The organism is Pseudoalteromonas issachenkonii (assembly GCF_002310795.1).
Classification (GTDB): Bacteria; Pseudomonadota; Gammaproteobacteria; order Enterobacterales; family Alteromonadaceae; genus Pseudoalteromonas; species Pseudoalteromonas tetraodonis.
The window spans coordinates 33,526-55,985 of the sequence record NZ_CP011031.1 but is presented as its reverse complement, the minus strand read 5'-3'; the positions used below and the strand labels follow the sequence as shown (position 1 = coordinate 55,985).

Below are 22,460 nucleotides of genomic sequence, written 5' to 3'. Positions count from 1 at the left end.
AACACTGGATCAGTATTTTACCAACAAGGCATAAAATACCGCTGGCATAAACCGATTTTTTACTAACTTATTACCAAAGAAAGCTAAAAAACAACCAAAACGATGAAAAAACAGGCTTGAAAAATTAAATTTTATACTTTTAAACCGACATGTTAGTAAAAATCTGATCTTTGATAAATGCAGTTTAATCCGTAATGATTTTAACTGGGAAGGTAACAATAGAGATACAACGCGTAAATTATGCTCAAAAAATAAACATGTCGCATAGATGTTGCAGCCACTTTATTTTACTACTTAAGCACAGGCCTCCAGCCATACAAAACTACAAAATGGTTCTGAAAGATTAAAAATAGTTTATAAACATCTATATAGATTCAACATAAGTTAAGTCACTATGACTATGCCTTAAAATAACTCCCTCTAGCGTTAAAATATAATTTACATCGGTGTTATTTTTCTTGTTGCATTTTGCTGGTCAAAATTAATAACTTCATATTGCTTATCTCTTTTAAAAAGCCTTAATGTTAACAAAAGATTTCATTTTGATAACAATTGTGTTTAAATCCGAAACAATGGACTGAGATAACCCTCTAAACTAATTTGCACGGAAGTAAAAAAATAATAATTTTTAAAAATGGAAAAACTATGAATAAAAAAATCTTTGCTGCTTCCGCTTTACTAGCAATCTCATCAACTTCTTTACATGCATCTAACCAAACATTTCAAGCAAGTGTAAACGGTTGGACTGAGCCTACTTTTGCAGAAGATAGCGCACTGCACTTTGGTAAAATTCGCTTATCTACAAGCTCAACCTGTACGATGGATAATGCTGGCGTTGTATCGGGTGACTGTGATGCGTCAGATGCAAACATTCAATTAGGTGGAATTACTGTATCTGGTTTAGCGCCAAATTCAGCAATGAATATTACTGTATCTGGAAGCACAGGCACTAACTTAACTTTTGCTCCAGTAACAACGGCTACAGATGGAACAACCAGTGTAACAACTGCTGACAATGTTGCGTCTCCTTTCACTACTGATGCAAGTGCAACAGATATTACCGTTAATGTATATGGTGATATGACCGTTGATTCTACACTGACAGCGGGCGCTGCTTACACTGTAGATTACACTGTAGATGTGTCTTTCCAATAAGACTATGAAAGCTGAGGCAATAGTAATTTACTAATTTAGTCTCAGTTTATTTTTTGCGCAATTGCGCATTAAAAATAAAATGTGTGGAGCATCGCGCTCCACTTTTTATTATCATGTTGTTGAGTTGTCCCATGATTCTTAAACTTTTTTGTTGGGCCGCCCTTTGCCTAACTCTTTTACTACCTGAAATTTGTAGTGCCAACCTTGCGCTGTCTGAATACCGTTTATACTTTGATGGACGTACTAAAAATAATTCACTACTTATCAGAAATACCTCTAATAAAAATCTCGATTTTAAACTTGTTGTTACCCATAAAGATATGACCGAAGAAGGAGCACTTATAGATGTTACTCCGCAACAAGTTGAAGGACGCTCTGCCAAAAACATGCTACGGTTTTCTCCACGTCGCGGCACTATTGCCCCAAAAGGGATGCAAGCTATCAGAATGACCGTTCGCAAAAAAGCTGAGCTTGCTGTAGGCGAATATAGGGCGGTGCTTAAAATCATAGCCTCTGAGTCACAAAACCCCGACATTGATGGAATAAGCATTAGACCTAAAGTTGCTTACAGCGTGCCTGTTATTGTTCGTCATGGCCAATTAGAGGCTGACTCAGAATTAATAAACCCGCAATTAATTACTCAAAATGGGCGTCCGACTCTAACATTTTGGCAAACACTCACAGGGAATCGCTCTGTGTATGGAAACTTTGAATTAGTCGATGAGAATAATGTAATGATTGGTGAAATAGCCAATGTGGCGGTTTATACCCCTTTATCACGTCGCAAGGTATACATCACTTTACAAGCCCCTGTGACAGGGCCTGTGACACTCAATTACAAAGAAAACGAGCTTTACGGCGGTAAAATCGAGTTAGCGATCCCTATTAATATCAAATAACAAATGCTACACATTAATGCCTTATACTATGGTATAACGGCTCGCTTGTTACTTTGTACATTACTGTTAATTGTACCCAAAGCAATCATCGCAAAGCAGTTACCGACTCTTTATCAATGGCCTATTGATGAGGAGTCTTTTGTGATTATAAATGTCAGGGTAAATGGGCGCTCAGTTGTCTCCGACTTAGAAGCTTACTACTCAAAATCAAATAAGTTGCTACTTCCCATAAGCGGCCTGAAATCGACCATGGGAATTAGCTTAAACGTGTCACAAAATACACTGTCTGCTAACGTTGACTCAAGTGAGCAGGTGCTGAATGCTGAGCTTTCCTCAACTTTAGCCCCCTCAGAAAATGTTTCATTGTGGGCTGTCGATGACTACGACCACTATGTTGATTTATCTGTTATAAATACACTTTTAAATACCGACTCGCGCTTTGATTACTCACTGATGCAGGTTTCATTTTCTAGTAACTTGCTTACTTATAATAACAACCAAGTAACGAGTGGTATTACAAAAAAAATTAAGTCCAAAGCACTGCAATACGACCACTTTATAGACGACCAATACCAAGCGCTAACCTACCCCGTGTCTGAATATTCGCTATCAGCAAGCTATAAATCGTCTAATAATCGTTATAAGGGACTACTCAGGCTTAATAGCTATTTTGACTTATTTCATCATCGAGCTGAACTACGATTCAACAAAAACGAAAACACCGCTAATACCTTTTTAAAAATAACTAAAGACTTTAACTTAAGTGAACAAGATCACTCACTGGCACGCATTCACTACCAATTGGGAGATATTCAATCCCAGTCAGATCAGCTTATTACTAGCTCAAACCAAGGCCGGGGATTTTATATTTCAAATGCTAACCCGCATTCGGCACAAAATTTTTCAACTATCACCATTGAAGAACCGGCACTACCTGGCTGGCAAGCAGAGCTGCATCGAAATGGCCAATTTATTGCCACGACTCAAGCTAACGACGAAAATTTGGTTCGATTTACCGATGTTGAAACTTTTTACGGCAACAATATCTTTGAAATTAAACTTTTTGGCTCACAGGGTGAGCAAATTACACGCACTCAAAAATATACAATAGGGCAAGACGCACTATCGCCCGGAAAAATAAGCTATCAGGTGGAGTTTTTAGAAACAGATAAAAGCTTTTTTAATCAATCCAGTAACTCCTCAACGGCGATGAGTAATGCCTTTAAAAGTAATCTCTCTTATGGCATTAGTGAGTTTATTACTTATGACGCTCAAATTACTCATTTGCAAACTGAACAAAATAACAGCAGCTATCTATCATCTGGGCTAAACACACTTACAGATCACGGCAGTTACCGTTTTTTAGCCACAAAACAACTCGATGCTGGCTATGCTTATTTTGCCGGTTTTAGAGGCCTACTTTCTAATAAACTTTATAACGATATTAATGTTAATGTTGAATACAGTGCCCTTAATAACTTTTCTAGCGCTTTATTTGTAGCAAAAGAGAACTCACTCAAAAATAGGCTGTCACTGAGCCTCAATGGCCGCACTGATTTTTTTAACTCCCTTAACTGGAATATGAGGTGGAACAATGAAGTACGTAAAAATACTAACACTAAAAATCGGTTCTCATTAGGCATCAATAAAAGTTATGTCGCAGGAACATGGTCAAGCCAACTATTTTATGATGACGATACAAATAACCTAATAAACCGGCTTTATTCTTCAATAGATATTGCCTCTTGGAAATGGACCAACACCTTAGATTGGCAGGCTAATAATGGCGCAGAACTCACTCGTTTGAGAAGTAGTTTACGCTGGCCACAAACACAAAGCACCTTTAATCAAACCCAGCTGACGTATCAGTCTAACTCTGCGGCAAGTACGCTTTTAAATCATCAATATACTTACCGCCATGAGATATTTAATATACAAGTATCAGGGCAAGTTGATAATCAAGGAGATTGGCGCTTATCTTTAGGCTTAAATGGCACATTTAGTTTTGATCATTTAGAAGCAGACTTTAACTTTGACACTCCTCGCTCATTAAATTCCGGGCAAATAGAAGTTAGTTCGTTCATAGATTGGAATGAAAATGAAATCTTTGACCAAGGCGATGAGCCAATTCAAGACGTTAATTTTACTGGCAACTACCTATGGCGAGATAAATACACCAATAATGACGGAAAGGTCTTGCTACCAAGCAGTTACGGTGGCCAGGTTTTAGATGTTAATTTACGCTCGTTGTCTAATCCTTACTTGCAGCCCTCTTTAGGAAAAATTAAAACATTGGCTCATAGAGGCGGACAAACCAAAGTAAATATTCCTCTAGTGGTCTACAACGAGGTTGAGGGGACTATTTATCTATCGAGCAATGAAAAGAGTAAACCTATCGCAGGACTCACGGTTGTAATTAAAGAAAAAGACGGCGAAAAGCATTATTCAACGGTCACTGAATATGATGGTTATTATTATTTCCCCAATGTTTCTCAAGGAAATTATATGCTTGAAATAGAAAAAAATGAGCAACTCTCAGAAAACATAACTATAAAAAATCTTCCTGAGCAGGTCATCACTGAAAAAAGCGGCGATACCATAATATTGCAAGATATTATTGTATACACAAATAACGCTGATACCTTAACTGAACAAGCTACAATAGCAGCTGAATCAAACCAACAAACACCTTATTTTGTGCAATTAGGCGTATTCAAAAAGTTTCAATCGGCACTTACTGTTGCGAATAAAATTGATAAAGCAGCCTATGCTTTGCAGTTATATAAGCATGAACGTCGTGATAGCTATTACCTCGTTGCAGGCCCATATAACAATGCAGCTAAAGCACAACAAACCATTAATGATGTTTATTCAATACCAGCGCTTCATGGTAGCTTTATGGTTGATGCAAGGCGATATGGCTCACCACAGTGGCGAAAAATAGGAGAGTGGAGCAATGTGGAAACCAAAAATACTGAGACTTATTTTTGCCAGTATGGTGCATATACCTCTAAAAAATCCGTTAACAAAAAACTGCTAAGAGAAAACCCATCACTGTTCATAGCAGTACGAGCAATAAAAGGTAAAGCCCACTATTTGATGCTGTCAGGACCTCATAATGCAAAGCAAACAGCTTGTGATACGCAAGTGATTAAACAAATAAAAGGGCTCACCACCGCGATAAAGAAACCTTGGCACAGCATTTTTACTATAAATCAGTAGTAAAGTACTGCGCCTGTGTTTTGCCATCACTGTTTAAATGCGACTCACATTTTATTTCACAACGCGCTCCCGCAGATTCAGCAACCCAAATCGATTGCGCGCTCTTTTTGATATAACACGCAGAATACAGAGCATCTTCTTTTTGCGCAGCAACAACAAAGCAACGCTGAAAATCACCCAAAGCTAATACTTTGATTGGATAAACTTGTTCTTGTGCAATTACACCAGCACTAAATGTTTGTGATGATTTAGCATAAACAGCAAATGAAATAGCGAGCATACACACCAAAAACATTAAAATAGATATTTGTTTCATATAATTAAAGCGAATTAAAAAGCAATATAGTAAGTGTAGAATAAATTAGTTTTTATGTGTTTATTTAACAAATATTAGACTGTAAATAGCAATGACCGCTTGATTCACCACAAGTCAATGTACTGATGATATAATACATTTTTTGCAAAAAGAGCGGGGACTATGTTAACTATTTCAAATACCGTAACCATAGATGAATGGGAAGTAGAGCTCAGCGCTATTCGCTCACAAGGTGCAGGCGGGCAAAATGTTAATAAAGTAGCCAGTGCTATACATTTACGCTTTGATATTAATCGCTCTAAATTACCTGACTTTTATAAAGAACGATTACTTGCTTTAAAAGATTCAAGGATCACCAAAGAAGGGGTATTGGTTATTAAAGCGCAAAGCCATCGCACCCAAGAGCTCAACAGAGAAGATGCGCTAAAACGGCTAAAAGATTTAATTTTAAGCGCGACTAAAGTTAATAAAGCACGCCGTGCCACCAAACCTAGCCGTAACTCACAGCGTAAACGCATGGACAAAAAAACCAAACACGGCCAAACCAAAGCCCTACGCGGTAATATCAAGCTATAACTTAAGTAATCTAAACTCTGGATAATAAATCTATCTCAAGCAGCTATTTTCAGCGCTAACTGCGTTGCATTTACTTGCAATAGGCTAGTATAAAAAAGGCTGCGAATGCAGCCTTTAATTTAATCATAAGTATGATGGCGGGTGACGCTAAATCGGTTGAGGATTCGATGCACTACATACACTGCACTTAAGCTTACTGTTACTGCAACAGCCACCGAGCTAAATCGATACAAAGCACTGTATATTAAATCTTGCCCTGGGCCTAACGACTGACCAAATAAAATGCCAAACGTGGTTAATACCCCAAACCCAACACCCGGTGGACCACCACCTAAAATATGAAAACGACTGAATATAAAAGACAAAATCCATAATATAGCCACCGGAAAAAGCAAAACGTCGGTATGATTATACAAAAACAACTGCGAAACCAAAGCAGCATTACAGCCTATCAGTGTACCAATAATACGTTGCCAACTTGCGGTGCCCGCTGCCTTAAAACACAACGAAAACAAAATTAAAATAGACGCCGCTTGCGCCGAAATTGAATCTTGTAAATCAAGTACCTGAAAAACTACGAATGATAAAGTCGCAACGCTAGCGCATAGCAACACCTCGTGACGAATACTTTCTTTGTCCTTGTGTGGCACAGCGCGCATGGGCCGCGCTGTCACATCAGGAAACAAACCATGCATCAAGAGCGCAATAATAATAGTAATAAAAATAGCCATACCATTACTTAAAATAAGCGGGTAAATGCTGCTTGCTTGATCAACATGGCTGGCAAAGTGCAACTGAATCGATAAGCTCACCGCACCTAACGCACCAAATAAAAACGCGCTGCCAGAGCTCATTAAGTAAAACAATATACAAAAGCTGGCAAAAATAATGAGCGTCATTAACACCGGCAAGTGTGAAAATAAGCCCTGCAAAACAAGCACAATAAACGCACTGTAGGCAGCACTGGCAACAAATTGACGGATCACACCTTTGTTAATACTTGGCACTAAACCCAGTAATAACATAGGGTAAACTGTAAAAAATATCCCATTTGGCCAATTCATTAACTTACATAAAGTAAAACCAATAGTGCAACCACCGGCAATCCGCAGCGCTTGGCGTAAGCCATTTGAATCGAGTTGTGGCGCTTGGCTAACATGTTGTGTCATTACTCGCCCCACTAATAAATGTAATGTAACCAACTAATAAAGCGGATCTGTACTGACCCCAACCATTGACCTATTGCCGATTGTGGGAGTAACTGCACGGTGGCACGCGCACCACTGGGCATATTATTTATAAGCTGAGTGTTATTTGGTAGCACTAAATGAATACGCTGGCGCTGAGCGTCACGAACCCAGCGGTTGCTGGTTTCGGTGGTGCTAAGTAATCCATTCGCACTAAGTTGCCCGTCACTGACACCGGCCTCAAAAGTTTCAATTTTAGCGTCGAATACTTCACCAGGTCGGCTATCAAACACTACTTTTGCTAAACTCCCAGGCTGCATATTTAATAGTGACTTTTCACGAAAATCAGCCACTAAATCTGCTTTTTTTGCCACAATAGCAAGTAATGGCTTACCCGCAACCGCATAGGAACCCTCAAGTAACTGTAAATTAGCCACTACACCATCGCTTAAAGCACGCACTTGTGTATAGGATAAGTTAAGCTCGGCTTGCGCTAACTGATTGGCCGCATGGCGCAGCGCTAAATTATTTTGCCCCGAGTCGCCACGCGCTAAAACAGCTTCAGCAAGCTGTGCTTCAAAGGCAGCTAAATTAGATTGACTTGCTGCAAAGTTAGCACGAATGCTTTCAAGCTCTTGCTCCGAAATAGAGTTTTGTTTGTAAAGTGTTTCGCCACGCTTTTTTAATAGCTGCTGCTCATGCAATTTAGCGTTAGCTGCACTTATTTGTGCCTCCAACGCTTTTACATTGGTATCAAGGCGTTTATTTTGTAGTTTGGCATCATCAAGCGCGAGCTGTGCTTGTTCAAGTGCCAGCTGATAGGTGTTTTTATCTATCTCAAATAATACATCACCCGCTTTAACCGCTTGGTTATTACTGACCAAAACATCGGTAACACGGCCATTTATTTGCGGTGATATTTGCACAACCGGATGATAAACCCGTGCCTGTGGCGTAACCGGCAACCATACATCGGCAACAATATAATAAAAAAAGACAACAATAAAACCAACAAGCGAAACTTTAACGTAGCGGGCAAATTTTTGATCAGGTGTCATACTTATTTATCTCCAGATAAGCTTGCAATACAACGCCGCGCGTTTTCTTCCATTTGCACTAAACTGTGCGCCATACCATCAAGTTGCTCAGTACTTAAACCGGCATATAAACGCTGTTTAATATCGCTTGTTAGCTCTTTTAAGTGTTCTAATAACTTTATACCCTCATCGGTAAAGTACAATTTTTTACTACGTTTATCGTGTTCATCAACTTGTCGAATAACCAGATTTTGCTGCTCTAATTGCTTAATGGTGCGCGTTAATGAGGGCATTTCAATACCTAAACTGGTCGCCAACGCTTGCTGTGTTGCCCCTAAAGGTAAATGATGTAAGTGGATCATTGCCGTCCAGCGCGACTGAGTTAAACCTAAGGGTTCAACCGCCACTGTCACCGCTTCTCGACATAAGCGGTGCACTCGACCCATATTGCCGCATAAGGTTAAATCGAGTGTTTCATGAAAAGGAATAGTGCTACTCATAGGAACTCTTACTTGTGAATATACGGCAAATTTTAGCATTAGTTAGCAGGCTAAGTAAATATTTGGCATTTTAACTTCACGTAAATAAGTATTATTTAGATAAATAGTGTACGGCAAGCTTATCTAAGAAAGTATAAAGCTTATTGTTCATTTCACTATAGTCATGACTTAAGAGCTTTTCGGGATTTTCTACAAAGCGATGGTTTTGGGCATTGCTTAAATCATCGTTGGCAATGAGGAGGGTAACCACCTCGGTGGTCAGTTCCATGTGACATTGAAAACCAAATACTAAATCGCTATAAGCGACTATTTGCCTTGGACAACCTTCGCTATAGGCAATAATACTGGCTGTAGTAGTCAGCCCTGGCATATCGTTATGCCAATGCCCCACATTAAGCTCACTGCCAAAATGGCTAAATAACGGATGATTCAAACCTGCATCAGTGAGGGTAATCGCAAACTTACTAATTTCCTTTTCTGGACTAGGTTGATAAGCCGCGCCTAACGCTTCACCAATTAATTGCGACCCCAAACAAACGCCCAACTCTATTTTGTTTGCCGTGATCATGCTGGCAATAAAGGCTTGTTCTTTTTTGCTATCAAAATAGGCGCATTCTGCAAGCTATATAGCGGGCGATTGTGGCCCACCCATTACAATTAAAAAGTCTATATCATCAGCATGTTGTGGTAAGTGTTCAGCTAAATAAATACGGTTTAAGACAGCGTATGACCATTCATTTTAGCCCAAGCTTCATAAGCGCCTGGCGCTTCAAAATGTTCATGAATAATAAAGTGAATGTGCATTATCGCTTCCTTAAAATATTATCTTTTTAATAAGTAATGGCCACCGGATATAAGTGACCATGTAATAGCAATCAAAAATTAAGTAAATTAGCTGGAGAGTATTGATCTGTCAGCACCTTAGTATCACTTGGCCAATCTTTACCATCTTTGGTGAAAAACATACGCTGGCTAATTGCCTTTATATCTACGTCATAAGGAGCAAGTAACGGAGCTAGCTGCGTCACCCGCTGTGCTATTTGTTGCTCTGTAGGGATATTGCTATAACCAGCCAAAATAATACGATTACTGTTATTATTGGCTGTTACATTAATAAAATCGCCAAATACCGCATGATAGGTTGCCGACTCATGTTCATAGAGTTTACTTGATGAAAACGTGTTAGCAGCCACAATTCCGCCTTCGGCTAATACGCTTTTTATCTCTTCAAAAAACTCTTTTGTGAGTAAGTGCTCAGGAATGTAGTCGCCATTAAACGCATCCAAAATAATCCAATCAAATTGCTGTTTTTTAAGCGCCGCACGTTTAATAAAAATACGCCCGTCTTGCACTTTAGCAGTTACGTTATCGGTTTCTATAAAGTTAAAATAATCGCGCGCCACTTTAATTACCGCAGGGTCTATTTCAACATTTTCAATGTGTGCCTTTGGGTATAGCTCATGAATCATATTAGAAAGCGTACCGCCACCTAAACCAATAATGAGCACTTTTTTAGGGTTATCAATCAGTAACAAACTAGAAAAAGCCAGCTTAGTGTAGTTAAACACGAGTTTTTTAGGGTCGCTAATGTACATGCAACTTTGGCTGCTTTGTCGGGTTTTTTCATCAAACTTTAAACAGCGTAAATCGCCAGTTTCTTCAACGAGTAAATTTCGATATAAAGAGCGCTCTTTATGCACCACATTACTCATACTATGAGCTGAAAATAGCAGCGCCATTATACTAATAAACAATAATTTAAGCTTGTGCATAAACGACCTCTCGCACTTTAAGTTTATCAAAGCTAATAGCAATTAGCCCAAGCGTGCCTAACACACCAGCAAAACCTAAAATAATGGTGTTAACATCAAACGCCAGTACCATATAAAAAGAGGTAATAATGGTGCCCAGCGCACTGCCTAAGGTACTTACAAAATAAAGGCCGCCAGCCACTTGGCCGCTGCGCTCACTATTGGTAACCAGCAAACGTACAGAGTAGGGCGAGATCATGCCTAAAATAATGGTGGGTATAAAAAATAACGCGGTTGAGGCGAGTAACGAGCCGTAGCGGCTGTCTTCAATATGCGAAAAAATAAATGCCATAATTGGCTCAGCAAACAAAGCAATGGGCACCACCATAATACTGGCAACTAAAAAGATTAACCCATATTTGGTCAACGAAGGATGACGAATAGACAGCTTCCCTCCCAGTAAATACCCGAATGATAAGCTAAGCATAAATACCGTAATAATACTGCCCCAGATATGTACGCTACTGCCAAAGTAAGGCGCTAAAATGCGCCCACCTAACAGCTCTATTCCCATAATACTAAAGCCACTGCTAAAGGCTAAAAAGTAAATTAATGCATTTGTTTTTGTTAACATTATATTGTTCTTATTGTGTTATTTTTATCCATCTTAACGTGATAGCTGTATAGCCGCTAGTGTAAAAATTAGACGCACACATAGAGCGCAAAAAAACATTTTGTTATAAAGTAACACATGCTATAGTTTTAGTTATAATATAACGTTACCAAAAACATTTTATGAAGTACTCATTAATTTACTTAGCCTGCTTAAGTGCAAGCGCACAAAGCATTGCCCAAAATCAACCAATAGAGAAAATTGCGGTTACATATAAACAAGCTTACCGAGGCGATATTCCTCAAAAGCAAATGCCACAATCAATCGAAACCCTCGATAACGCGATACTTGATCAAAAAGGAATAACTCAATTACAAGATGCGCTGGACTTTTCTGCCAGTATTTCACGTAAAAATAACAGTGGCGCATTATGGGATAGCTTTTCGATTCGTGGATTATCGGGTAACGAAAACATGCCATCGGGTTACTTAATTAATGGTTTTAGCGGTGGGCGCGGATTCAGCGGCCCTCGTGATGTATCAAACATTGAGTACATTGAAGTATTAAAAGGCCCAGGCTCCGCACTTTATGGCCGCTCAGAGCCCGGCGGTACAGTTAATATCGTGACCAAAAAACCTCAGTTTGAGCAACAGGGTGAGCTAAAGCTCAGCTTAGGTCGTGATAATTTTAATCGCGTTGAAGGTGACTATACAAACGGCATTAACGATAACACTGCATTTAGAATAAATGGCGCATGGCAAGATAGCGACAGCTACCGCGATGAGGTGTACACCCATAAAAAGGTGGTTACACCATCGATTTATCATCAAATAAACGCTTCAACCAGCATCACTTATGAATTTGAATACGTTGATTTAGCCCAGCTATTTGACCGTGGGGTTGTTGTACTTAATGATAATTTTAATACTGTCCCTAACTCGCGCTATTTAGGCAATCCAAACGATGGTGACACGCAAGTATATTCTCGTGGTCACCAAGTGACTTTAAATCATGATATAAACAATGAATGGTCACTCGTTGTAGGCGCAAACTACCGCAGCTCTACACTAACTGGGTTTTCGTCTGATGCTGAACTTGCACCCTCGCGCCAATCATTATTCGATGATGGCCGCACACTTACCCGCCAACAGCGCTACCGCGATTATGAAGTTGATGATACCAGCCTTAAATTTGAGCTAAGCGGGCATTTTGATACCGCAGGAATTACCCATCATTTATTAATGGGAGCCGATGCATACAAATACGACTTACGCACTGGACTTTATCGTTATCGCGGCGGTAACGGCACCTACACAATTGATATTTATCAACCTAATTATAACGTTGCGCGTCCTGAAGTAGGTTTACTCTACGAAAACAACGAACAACAAGATGCTTATGGTATATACGTTCAAGATCAAATGGATCTGACTGATAAATTTAAGCTATTAGTTGGCCTTAGGTTCGATAGCGTAGATCAAGACATTTTAGAAACCAAAAGTGCTGTGCTTTCAAGTAGCTCACAGAGCCAGGTAAGCCCGCGAATAGGCTTATTATACGAGCTAAACAACGCTGTAACCTTATACAGCAGTTACTCTGAAGGCTTTTTACCATTAAGTGGCACAGATGCAAGTGGCGACCCATTTGGCTTTGAATACAGTGACTCATTTGAAGTAGGCGCTAAATTTAGCTACCAAGGCATAACGGGAACCCTAGCATTATTTGATGCCACTAAAAGTAATATGTTAGTAGCCGACCCTGTAAACGTTGGTTTTTCAGCGCCTATTGGTAAAGCAAACAGTAAAGGTGTTGAACTCGATTTAAGTACTTACATTACTGATGATACAAAGTTTAATTTATCTTACGCTTATATAGATGCCAGTACGGCAAACGACATAATAAATGCTGATTGGGGCGTGCCAATAAAAAAAGGCAGCCCATTAGTCAATGTGCCTAAAAATAACTTAAACCTAACGCTTAGCCATCAAACAGCCTTGCTTGGTAAAGAGCTTGAGCTAGGGGCTAGTTATCAGTACACCAGTGAACGATTAGGCGATGCCGCCGATTTAACATTTAACTTACCGAGTTATCAACTAGTTGGTATTTTTGGGCAGGTAAACTTAACCGAGCGCACCAAGTTAAATATCAGTGTTAACAATATTTTTGATGAAGAATATGCTCAAAGTAGCTACAACGCATTATGGGTTTACCCCGGTGCGCCTACTCAATTTAAGATGTCATTGGCCTATCAATTCTAACAATTTCATAGTCCCGATTAGCTATTTTAACGTCTAGTTATTTATAGTTTTTCATCCAAAGCGTCTTAATGTAGTGGTTAAGGCGCTTTTTTATTTTTTTGTATAATACATAGCCGCTGTTAACCCCCTTTACAGTCACTTTCATATCATAAAATAGCTGTCTGCATTATGACATTTTAGGTACGCTGTATTATAAAACATGTTATAAATATCACACTAAAATACAGCGACTCCGGTTAGATTTAAAGGACAAAAATAAATGGATACAAGCAGCAATAATAGCTCGTTAATTATTTTTCTTATTTCTGCATGTTTATTGTTACCATTCCTAGAAAGCATGCACGGGGGAGCGCTATGGGGGTTAAATTGGCACTCACCACGGCTTATGGATACATTAAGCCATAATCTACTTTATATAAAATTAGTGTTGGTAATTACGGGTTTAATACTGCTTTTCACCAAACCTAAAAAAATTAAAAGCATAATTAAAAATAAAATAGCCCAGTGGTTGTTCTATATCATTCTTACATTAGTCGGTGTAATACAAATTCCTTTTTTGTGTTTAGGGATTTTAGTCAATGGTTCTTCATTATCAACGCCTGATTATATTCACAAACAAAACACGTTTACTGATCGTACTATTTATATTTATACCGCAGACCCTGGGGCAATGGGGAAAGCCTATCATTATGCGTATTTAAATTGCCCGCTAGCATTTGGCCGTTATGAGCTAAAGCGAATTGCTAAACTCAATTGGATGCGCGAATACACGTTTTACATTGAAAAGAATAATCTGATAGTAATTGATAAAAATTCTGATGGTTTAACGCATACTTTTGGTATGAGTGATGTAACCTGTTCGAGCTGATACCTCCTTTTTATAATTAGCTTAGGTTTCTCGTGTTGAATACGCATGCCATAAGTGCCTTTAGTAAACCAATATTGATTTAAACGCACTCTTTTGAAAATGTATGCATAGTGCTATTGAAATATATGAGCAGTACAAAAATTATAGAGACGTAAACCCCCTTTACACTATGGTGCAATACGCAGTGTTTTCTAGTGCTTTATATACCAATCAGCTTAAACATAAAAAAATTCAATCCGTTAAATTATTCAGATATTTATGCCGATTGGTATATATACAACTTTTAATATTAATTAAAACTGATAGCTTATCCGAGCCGAAACATTACGTCCTGGTTGGCTATATTGGCTAAAATCAGTACCTTTGGATTGACCAGCAATAAGTTCAAACGGTACGTACTCTTTATCGAGTAGGTTAAGTAAACCTACATTCATTTGCCATGCTTGCCACTGATAATTTGCATATAAATCAACAACACCATAACCGTTACCTTGTGTTGTTTTATTACCATTAGTATCAAGTACTACATCAGACTGCGCCTTAGCTAAACGCCAAGCAGCGGTCCAATTAACATTGCCAAACTCAGTGCTTACTAATATAGAACCATTTAACGGGCTAATACTAGTGAGTGGCTGGTCAGAATCTTTGTTTTCACCATCTACGTAAGCAACATTGGCTTCTAATAAAATATCGTCGGTAACATACATAGCAATACCAGCTTCTACACCGCTGATCTGGGTTTCGCTAATATTTTGATATTGGTAAAATGTTTTATTTACATTAGGAATATAAGTTGGTTCAACACCCGCGATTGTTGTTTCGATAAAGTCATCATAGGCAGCATAAAAAGTACTTAGATTTACACTAATATCGCTACTTGCGTATCTTAATCCGATCTCGAATGAGTCACTGCTTTCAGGGTCTAAATCTGCGTTTGGTAATATTTGATAAAATGGCTCAACACCATGGCTTTGATAAGCTTGGTCATGTGGCGGTATTTTAAAGCCTCGAACATATTGCCCATACCAAGATAAATTATCGTCTACCTGATAAATCACACCCAGCTTTGGTGAAAACGCAGACTCGGTAATATCATCAAGCTCGATGTCAGCGTATAGCGCATCTTTTTTTGCTTCAAGTGCATAATAATCGTAACGAATACCCGCAACTAACGACCAATCAGTCTCATTAAATTTAATACTGTCTTGCATATATACACCAACTAAAGAAGTATCGGCGCCAGGAAATGCTTTTTGTTTTTCATTCGTAAAATCAACAGTACCATCATTTAATACACGGGTTTTTAAGCGTGGTCGAGTAGTATCATATAAATCAATATCTACTCCATAGACAAATTCATGCTCGGTATTTACTCCTTTAACTTCCTTACTAAATACCGCTTTTAAGCCTAAAATATCTTGTTCAAACCCGTAGTCATTATAATCGATGTAATTTCCAGCTGCGGTTATTTGGTCACTTTGTTGCTCGTATCGACTATAAGATAGTTGCCCATACCATTTATCAAATATAGCGGTTGCCATATCTGAATCATAATCGAGTGCAAATGAGATATTTGTGTCTTCGTCTTCGATTTCTTGAATGGATGGAGTGATTACTTGTTCTGTCGCTTGATTAAAGTAATCTAAGGTGTATTTAAGGGTGCGTTTTTCATCAAGTTTTTGCTCAACTTTAAGCAGCAAAGCGTCCGAGCGGGCATCGTAACCTGGTAAATCTTCAACGTAATTTTGTACTTCTTCACTATCGCGATGGCTATAAACAGCGCTAATAGCAAAGTCACCTAAATCTTTTGCTGCTGTAATATCAGCAGCAACCTGATTACTTTGGCCTTGGTAGCCTAACGCTACTTTTACCAAGCTTTGTTGATCCACTAAATAATCACTCGGGTCTTTAGTTGTTATTACTACAATTCCCCCTAGTGCATCAGAACCATATAGCGATGATGCCGCCCCTTTTGCAACTTCAACTTGTTTAACACCCGCAACATCAAAGTAGCTTCGACCCACTAAATAACCGCCGCCGCCAGCGTAGCCATCGTTTGTGCGTCTTCCATCTTTAATAAAAACAACTCTGTTGCCACCAACACCTCGTACAGTTAATGTTTGCGCGCCTGCGCCACTGCCAGTACTTGAGATACTTGGATCGTATTTAAACATCGTTTGTAAATCTACAGCGAGTTGACGCTCAATATCTTGTTCGGTAATAACCGTTACTGAGCCAGTCACATCTTCTAGCTTTTGTTCAAAACGAGAGCCACTAACCACAATATGATCGTCAATAACATTTTCGGCCAGTGCGCTACCAGAGCTAATTAACAAAGAGGCTAATGCTGTAAATTTAAAAGAAAAGGGATTCATCTCCACTCCAAATGATAATAGTTATTATTTACTTTTAAATGGTACAACTAACCCAAAACAAGATCAATTGATTATGATAATCATTTCCATTTAGATTAAAATAGTTATAATACTAAAAAATAAAATCGGAGTTTGTTATGAAGTACCTAATTTTTTTTCTGGCTTTAGCCACTCAATCAGCACTCGCGAAAGAGCGTATGATCAGTGCTGGCGGCACATTAACTGAAATAATCTACGCATTAGAAAAGCAAAATAGTTTAGTAGCGGTTGACCAATCAAGTATGTATCCGCAACAAGCAACACAGTTGCCACAGGTAGGTTACTATCGAGATTTAGCCGCTGAGGGAGTGCTTTCAATGCGCCCAACTACGTTACTTGCACTTGAAGGTGCAGGAAGAGAGCAGGCGCTAAAGCAAATAGAAGCGACCGGAGTGAAGGTTATTCACTATAAAAAGCCGACATCTGTAAATGAACTGCTTGCGCTAATTAAGCACCTTGGTAGTGATTTAGATGCAAACCTAAAAGCTCAAAACCTAATTACTAAAATAAAAAAATCGTTACCTACTAAAGCAAAAACACAGACTCACAACGCTTTGTTTTTACTTTCAGCTAATGAGCGTGGGCTCGTCGCAGCAGGACAAGAAACGGTGCCCAACTTACTGTTTAACTATGCGGGCATTACCAATATAGCTGCATCGCACTCAGGCTTTAAAGCAATTAACAGTGAAGTGCTGGCTGTAAGTCAGCCCGATTTTTTAGTAGCGCCAGCTCATGTTGTGCAAAGCCTTGGTGGTAAACAAGCCTTTTGTAAACAGCCTACACTTCGCTTATTAAAAGCAGCGCAAGAGTGTCAGTTACTGGTCATGGACAGTTTACTTTCACTGGGCATGTCGCCGCGTATTGCAACTGCGATTCAAGCATTGCATGAGTATAAAACACGCTTATGAGCACGTTAACTTTGAATCGTTTTAACGCCATAACACTCAGTAATCCGCATAAGTGGATGCTATTAAGTTATGGCTGCATTTTTGCTTTAGCATTACTTAGCATAGGCTATGGAGCTGCAGGGTGGGATTGGCGCTTAGCGATTGCATGGCTAGCCCCTGAGCATTTTAGTCAATTTGATGCGCTACAAATCAATGTGGTTACACAAATACGCCTGCCTCGTTTTGTCCTTGCTGTGATGGTGGGTTTAGTACTTGCACAAACAGGGGCTGCAACTCAAGCGCTGTGCCGTAACCCGCTTGCCGATCCCTCAATCATTGGTATAAGCGCAGGCGCTGCAATGGTCGCGGTTGCTTTTATTGCCCTTAGTGCACAATTTAATTTTAACGCTCAACACTACTTACCTTATGCCTCATTTTTGGGCGCATTATCAGTAACCTCGCTGGTATATTTAGTCTCAAAACAACAAAAACAAATTAATATCAATACGCTTATATTAGTCGGTGTCGCTATTAATGCATTGGCATTTGCTGTTATTGGGTTATTAAGTTTTTATGCTGATGACAGCGCACTGCGGTTAATTAACTATTGGACCATGGGCTCATTAGGCGGTGCGAGCTGGGATAATATAAAACAGGCGAGTCCTTTACTTTTACTGAGCGTTATCGGGCTATGGCGATTAAAAGAGCCAATGAATCTACTTCTTATCGGTGAATCACAAGCTCAATACTTAGGCGTCGATACCAGCAAGCTTAAATTATACGTCATTATATTAGTTGCATTGGGCGTAGGTGCGGTGGTTGCGCTAACAGGTTTAATTGGCTTTGTTGGTTTAGTTGTCCCTCACATCACACGCCTCATGGTTGGCCCACACTTACGGAATATGCTGCCACTTTGTATGCTTTTAGGTGTGATTGTGTTGCTACTTTCAGATTGGTTAGCACGCTTGGTTGTTATGCCTGCGGAGCTGCCGATAGGCATTATAACGGCGTTACTTGGCGCTCCACTATTTATATATTTAATCATTAAAAATAAGCGAGATTGGTCATGATCACGTTTAACAACCTCAATATAGGCTTTAACACGCATCGTGTTTTAGAGGGTATTAGCGGCAATATCCAAGCAGGACAACTTGTCGCTCTGATAGGCGAAAATGGTGCAGGTAAATCAACCTTACTGCATACTTTGGCAGGCATGCATCCCTTTGAGGGAGATATACTATTTAATACCAAGCCTTTGCATTCATTTTCTAAAGAGCAATTAGCTAGCAAGCGCGCTGTAATGATGCAAAGTAACCATGTTGGCTTTGATTTTAGTGTATTTGAACTCATTGCTATGGGTCGCTATCCCTATACAGAGTCTCTTAAAACACAAGCCAATAAAGTGCAAAAATATGCCTCACTTATGGATTTAACCCATTACCTAACACGTCGAATGAGTGCGCTTTCGGGCGGCGAACAGCAGCGTGTTCATATGGCGCGCACATTAGCCCAGTTAGATGCTTTTACTGCGCAAACGGAGCCTAAATTAATGTTGCTCGATGAGCCAACATCAGCGCTAGATATGCGTCATCAACACACTTTACTTAGCTGTGTTAGAACCTTTGTAGAGCAAGGAAACAGCGCCATTATTGCTATACACGATCTTAATTTAGCAAGCCTTTATGCAACCAACGCTATTTTATTACACAACCAAAAAGTGCTGCAAAGCGGGTCTATAAATACCGTTTTAACAGCACAAAACTTACAACAAATGTACGCCATGAAATTGCACGTTAACCCTCATCCTTATAACGATGCGCCCATGGTTTTTTCTCAACGTCAGGAGTTTTCATGAGAGAACAAGCATTAAACGACGCACGTACGCTCGTTTTTAAAACCCATGCCGGCGTAATGTCGACCATTTCAAATAATTTACGCGGCTATCCGTTTGGCTCTGTTACACCTTATATGTGTGACGAACAAGGCCGCATCTACTTTTTTATTAGTGACATAGCTCAGCACACCAAAAACCTAAAACAGGACTCACGCATGAGTCTGACTATTTTTGATGCCGCCGATTATGGCGATCAAAACGAACATGGGCGAGTAACACTTGTAGGTGATGGCTCTATTGTGACAAAGGATCGATGCGAAGTACTACTTGATAAATATATAGCTTTGTATCCTGAGGCTGCAGGCTATCGCAATGCGCATGATTTTCAGCTTTGGCAATTAGATGTAGTCCGTGTACGTTATATTGGCGGCTTTGGAAAAATATTTTGGCTTGAGCAAAACGAGTGGCAAGCTCAGCCTAAAAAGTGGGATGAAAGCCAGCAGCAAAGCATGATCACTCATATGAATGAAGATCATCAAGATGCCATGTCGCTGATATTAATGCAGCACTACAGCGTAGCTGATAACACCCCAATAATGAGCGGCTTATTATCAACAGGCTTTTATATACAAAGCCACAAGCGTAATTACTTTATTAATTTTGCGAACGAGTGCGATAGCCCATTAGCCGTGCGAAAAGCACTTGTAGCCTTAACAAACCAAGCTCGAAGTAACTAAACTAAATACATGACGACATAGCTAACCTGAGCCCCGGTTAAGAGATTCAGCAACTATGTCGTTATTTTATAAGCAAGCTGTTTGCTCACCTCGCTTGCCTAACGCTTTAAATGCCGCTTGTTGATGTGCTTTTTGCACATAGCGAGCAGGCAAAGCGTTAACTTCTAATTGATAACCATTTTGCTCAGGTTGTACCTTTGATACTGGCGATATCCATACAACATTAAGCTCTGGGGCAATTCGCTTAATTACCCGCGCTATGCCTTCACCATTTCTCACATGAAAGTCACCGGCTAAATGTATAACCTGCGTGCCCTTATTTTGACTAATATAGTTAACGATAGACTCAGCCATGGTTTCGTCCCAAGTAACTTGCGCGGCGTAAAGTTTTTCGTTTTTACTCGCCGTTCCATGATGCATAGATTGCATAAAGCGCTCTTTATAAAGGCTTGGAGAAATATCTATCTCTTTTGCAATAAAACTGCGCTGCTGTGCGTCGAGCTTATTAATATAATTAATACCTTGGCGACCAATACAGGTAACAATATGCTTAGGCGCATTTGCAGCTATTACATCGCTATTTTGCATCTTCGCCAATTCCACTAACGCACGATAATCACTCTTATAATTAGGCCAAGCCTTAGTGTTATCAATTAAGTATTGTTCGCCACTTTTACTCTCAAGGTAAAGGTTTAGTGTTTGCTGATCAGCGCGGCTAAATTGCTCAAGCGATAAGGCAATAGGCTTATTTTTTGTGCTTAATTGCTGAAACAGCTCAGCCTGAAATAAGTGCACACCGGGGTGTGTATGCCACTCACCGACTAAAACAACATCGGCATTCAAAAGCGTGGACTCTGACAATATTGAATTAACTCGCTGGCCCTTTGCATTATAAAGCCCGTAATTATACAAGGATGAACTTTGAGATACTGATACTGTGTTTATACTGCAGCCTGATAATCCACTGAGTAAAACAAGTGCTAAAAATGGTTTTTTCATATCGGTTTTTATAAAAATAAGGATCAAAACAATGACATTAGTATACACAACTAACTGCTTTAAACCCATAAACGCAAATAAAAACAATTATCATTTGATGTTTGAGAGTTTCTGTTTTACAGTCTTAAAAAATAAACATATATGGAACGTACCATGGCATTACCTTTTTTATGTGCTCGACACAAACAACATGTTTTATGTCAACCAGAACAAGCAATTATAGATATTCAAAATGCGCAGCTAAGTGGCGAAGCGCTGTTTAAACGATACCAATTTGCACAAGCATTGCCGTATTTGGGGTGTGCACTTGAAAGTGCGTCCTTATTAGCTCAAATGTATAACTGTGCAAATAACCAGCAAATCATACAAATTACCTCACTTACAGAGCGCCTTTATTCCACACTTCACTTTTTAGGCGAACAAAGTGCTGCGCACAATGCACTCATACAATCTATTAATCTGTTAAACGAGATATTGTATAGCGATGATGAATATCATGACTTAGCGCTTTCATGCATTACACAGCTAAAAAATTTGGCATTGCAACATCCTCCACATCTTACTAAGCACTAATTTTTATGACGATAAGCAACGCGCTAAACACAATTGGGTTAATTTTATATATTAATAATGGCTAACATATCTTCTTCGTCTTCATCTAGGCCAACTTCTTCAAACCCAAAACTTGAATAAAAATCTTTAGCAACAGGGTTTTGCGGGTTATAACAAATCTCGATTTGTTCAAGCTTAGAAGTCGTTTTAATCTCTGCAATTGCCATGGTAAGTGCTTGGCGGCCAATACCTTTATTTTGATGATGTTCATCTACCATAAAACGCCAAATAGAAACCTTTGTAGGGGTTTCTTGCACCCACATAAAAAAGCCTACAGGCTCATTATTTTGGTAAATAGCTTTACAGGTATGCCCAACATTATAATGAGACTCAACAAGCGACCACATATTACACGCTACATATTCTTGTTGCGCTTCGGTAACGTCTAAATCGCATACCTCTTCGTAATTAGCAGAGGTGACATCTTCCAATGAAATGTTCATTATTGTCCTTAATTTAAAACATGGAGTTATAAGTAGTTTTGTTTTATCACGTTATCAGCACTAATACATCTAGGCAACGTATTCTTTTTAGGCACAAAAAGCCGCAGTAATAAATACTGCGGCTTTTGTTTTTAGCTAAACTTTTTTAGACT

At 39.2% G+C, this 22,460-nt stretch carries 20 protein-coding genes and 1 pseudogene; 11 read left to right on the top strand and 10 right to left on the bottom strand.

The features are described 5' to 3' along the window. Positions 1-645 precede the first annotated feature (645 nt). From PISS_RS16000 to PISS_RS15990, 3 genes are all read left to right on the top strand, one after another. Positions 646-1,155: a hypothetical protein gene (locus PISS_RS16000; protein WP_058155612.1), complete on the top strand. Its 510-nt coding sequence runs from the start codon at positions 646-648 to the stop codon at positions 1,153-1,155. A 131-nt stretch (positions 1,156-1,286) separates the two neighbouring features. Continuing rightward, complete coding sequence (locus PISS_RS15995; RefSeq protein WP_232311369.1) at positions 1,287-2,054, top strand: fimbrial biogenesis chaperone; 768 nt, start codon at positions 1,287-1,289, stop codon at positions 2,052-2,054. Between the two features lie 3 nt (positions 2,055-2,057). Then, positions 2,058-5,276, top strand: a complete 3,219-nt coding sequence (locus PISS_RS15990) for an SPOR domain-containing protein (protein WP_058155608.1) — start codon at positions 2,058-2,060, stop codon at positions 5,274-5,276. Here the strand turns inward: PISS_RS15990 and PISS_RS15985 are convergent. Continuing rightward, a complete protein-coding gene (locus PISS_RS15985) occupies positions 5,263-5,592 on the bottom strand; it encodes a hypothetical protein (protein WP_058155607.1) in 330 nt (109 codons plus the stop codon). The two genes, PISS_RS15990 and PISS_RS15985, sit on opposite strands and share 14 nt — an antisense overlap. Before the next feature lie 162 nt (positions 5,593-5,754). Here PISS_RS15985 and arfB point away from each other — a divergent pair, with 162 nt between their 5' ends. After that, positions 5,755-6,168 (top strand): alternative ribosome rescue aminoacyl-tRNA hydrolase ArfB, encoded by a 414-nt coding sequence (gene arfB, locus PISS_RS15980; RefSeq protein ID WP_028834645.1) that lies wholly within the window; start codon positions 5,755-5,757, stop codon positions 6,166-6,168. A 119-nt stretch (positions 6,169-6,287) separates the two neighbouring features. Here the strand turns inward: arfB and PISS_RS15975 are convergent, their stop codons facing one another. From PISS_RS15975 to PISS_RS15950, 6 genes and pseudogenes are all read right to left on the bottom strand, one after another. Beyond that, the gene (locus tag PISS_RS15975) at positions 6,288-7,337 is read right to left on the bottom strand and encodes a DUF2955 domain-containing protein (RefSeq protein ID WP_058155605.1); all 1,050 of its coding nucleotides are present in this window, start codon (positions 7,335-7,337) and stop codon (positions 6,288-6,290) included. A gap of 11 nt (positions 7,338-7,348) precedes the next feature. Beyond that, on the bottom strand, positions 7,349-8,413 hold the full coding sequence (locus PISS_RS15970; protein ID WP_036983582.1) for an HlyD family secretion protein: 1,065 nt from the start codon (positions 8,411-8,413) through the stop codon (positions 7,349-7,351). A 2-nt stretch (positions 8,414-8,415) separates the two neighbouring features. Further along, entirely contained in the window at positions 8,416-8,892 is a 477-nt protein-coding gene (locus PISS_RS15965) for a MarR family winged helix-turn-helix transcriptional regulator (protein WP_024602437.1), read from the bottom strand. Between the two features lie 91 nt (positions 8,893-8,983). Beyond that, positions 8,984-9,696 (bottom strand): annotated as a pseudogene (locus PISS_RS15960) (glutamine amidotransferase-related protein). 71 nt (positions 9,697-9,767) lie between these two features. After that, positions 9,768-10,664, bottom strand: coding sequence for a spermidine synthase (locus PISS_RS15955; protein WP_058155603.1), 897 nt, complete (start codon positions 10,662-10,664; stop codon positions 9,768-9,770). After that, positions 10,651-11,277, bottom strand: a complete 627-nt coding sequence (locus PISS_RS15950; RefSeq protein ID WP_013462798.1) for a fused MFS/spermidine synthase — start codon at positions 11,275-11,277, stop codon at positions 10,651-10,653. Before PISS_RS15950 ends, PISS_RS15955 begins: the two co-directional genes overlap by 14 nt. Before the next feature lie 161 nt (positions 11,278-11,438). Between PISS_RS15950 and PISS_RS15945 the strand changes: the two genes are divergently transcribed. After that, entirely contained in the window at positions 11,439-13,514 is a 2,076-nt protein-coding gene (locus PISS_RS15945; RefSeq protein ID WP_058155601.1) for a TonB-dependent siderophore receptor, read from the top strand. A gap of 259 nt (positions 13,515-13,773) precedes the next feature. Continuing rightward, the gene (locus tag PISS_RS15940; RefSeq protein ID WP_024602442.1) at positions 13,774-14,382 is read left to right on the top strand and encodes a hypothetical protein; all 609 of its coding nucleotides are present in this window, start codon (positions 13,774-13,776) and stop codon (positions 14,380-14,382) included. A 293-nt stretch (positions 14,383-14,675) separates the two neighbouring features. Here PISS_RS15940 and PISS_RS15935 read toward each other — a convergent pair whose 3' ends face one another. Beyond that, positions 14,676-16,757, bottom strand: a complete 2,082-nt coding sequence (locus PISS_RS15935; RefSeq protein WP_058155598.1) for a TonB-dependent hemoglobin/transferrin/lactoferrin family receptor — start codon at positions 16,755-16,757, stop codon at positions 14,676-14,678. A gap of 137 nt (positions 16,758-16,894) precedes the next feature. On the opposite strand from PISS_RS15935, the gene PISS_RS15930 reads away from it, so the two are divergent. Genes PISS_RS15930 through PISS_RS15915 form a run of 4 tightly spaced genes read left to right on the top strand, consistent with a single transcriptional unit; the run spans position 16,895 to position 20,254 of the window. Beyond that, a complete protein-coding gene (locus tag PISS_RS15930) occupies positions 16,895-17,704 on the top strand; it encodes a heme/hemin ABC transporter substrate-binding protein (protein WP_058155595.1) in 810 nt (269 codons plus the stop codon). Continuing rightward, on the top strand, positions 17,701-18,753 hold the full coding sequence (locus tag PISS_RS15925; protein ID WP_058155593.1) for a FecCD family ABC transporter permease: 1,053 nt from the start codon (positions 17,701-17,703) through the stop codon (positions 18,751-18,753). The genes PISS_RS15930 and PISS_RS15925 overlap by 4 nt, the downstream gene beginning before the upstream one ends. Then, a complete protein-coding gene (locus tag PISS_RS15920; RefSeq protein ID WP_058155591.1) occupies positions 18,750-19,538 on the top strand; it encodes a heme ABC transporter ATP-binding protein in 789 nt (262 codons plus the stop codon). Before PISS_RS15925 ends, PISS_RS15920 begins: the two co-directional genes overlap by 4 nt. Further along, the gene (locus PISS_RS15915; RefSeq protein ID WP_058155589.1) at positions 19,535-20,254 is read left to right on the top strand and encodes a HugZ family pyridoxamine 5'-phosphate oxidase; all 720 of its coding nucleotides are present in this window, start codon (positions 19,535-19,537) and stop codon (positions 20,252-20,254) included. The genes PISS_RS15920 and PISS_RS15915 overlap by 4 nt, the downstream gene beginning before the upstream one ends. A 66-nt stretch (positions 20,255-20,320) precedes the next feature. Here the strand turns inward: PISS_RS15915 and PISS_RS15910 are convergent, their stop codons facing one another. Then, positions 20,321-21,253 (bottom strand): ChaN family lipoprotein, encoded by a 933-nt coding sequence (locus PISS_RS15910; protein ID WP_058156104.1) that lies wholly within the window; start codon positions 21,251-21,253, stop codon positions 20,321-20,323. A gap of 153 nt (positions 21,254-21,406) precedes the next feature. Between PISS_RS15910 and PISS_RS18935 the strand changes: the two genes are divergently transcribed. Further along, the gene (locus PISS_RS18935; RefSeq protein WP_036959702.1) at positions 21,407-21,826 is read left to right on the top strand and encodes a hypothetical protein; all 420 of its coding nucleotides are present in this window, start codon (positions 21,407-21,409) and stop codon (positions 21,824-21,826) included. 44 nt (positions 21,827-21,870) lie between these two features. Here PISS_RS18935 and PISS_RS15900 read toward each other — a convergent pair whose 3' ends face one another. Then, complete coding sequence (locus PISS_RS15900) at positions 21,871-22,308, bottom strand: GNAT family N-acetyltransferase (protein ID WP_058155587.1); 438 nt, start codon at positions 22,306-22,308, stop codon at positions 21,871-21,873. Positions 22,309-22,460: the final 152 nt, after the last annotated feature.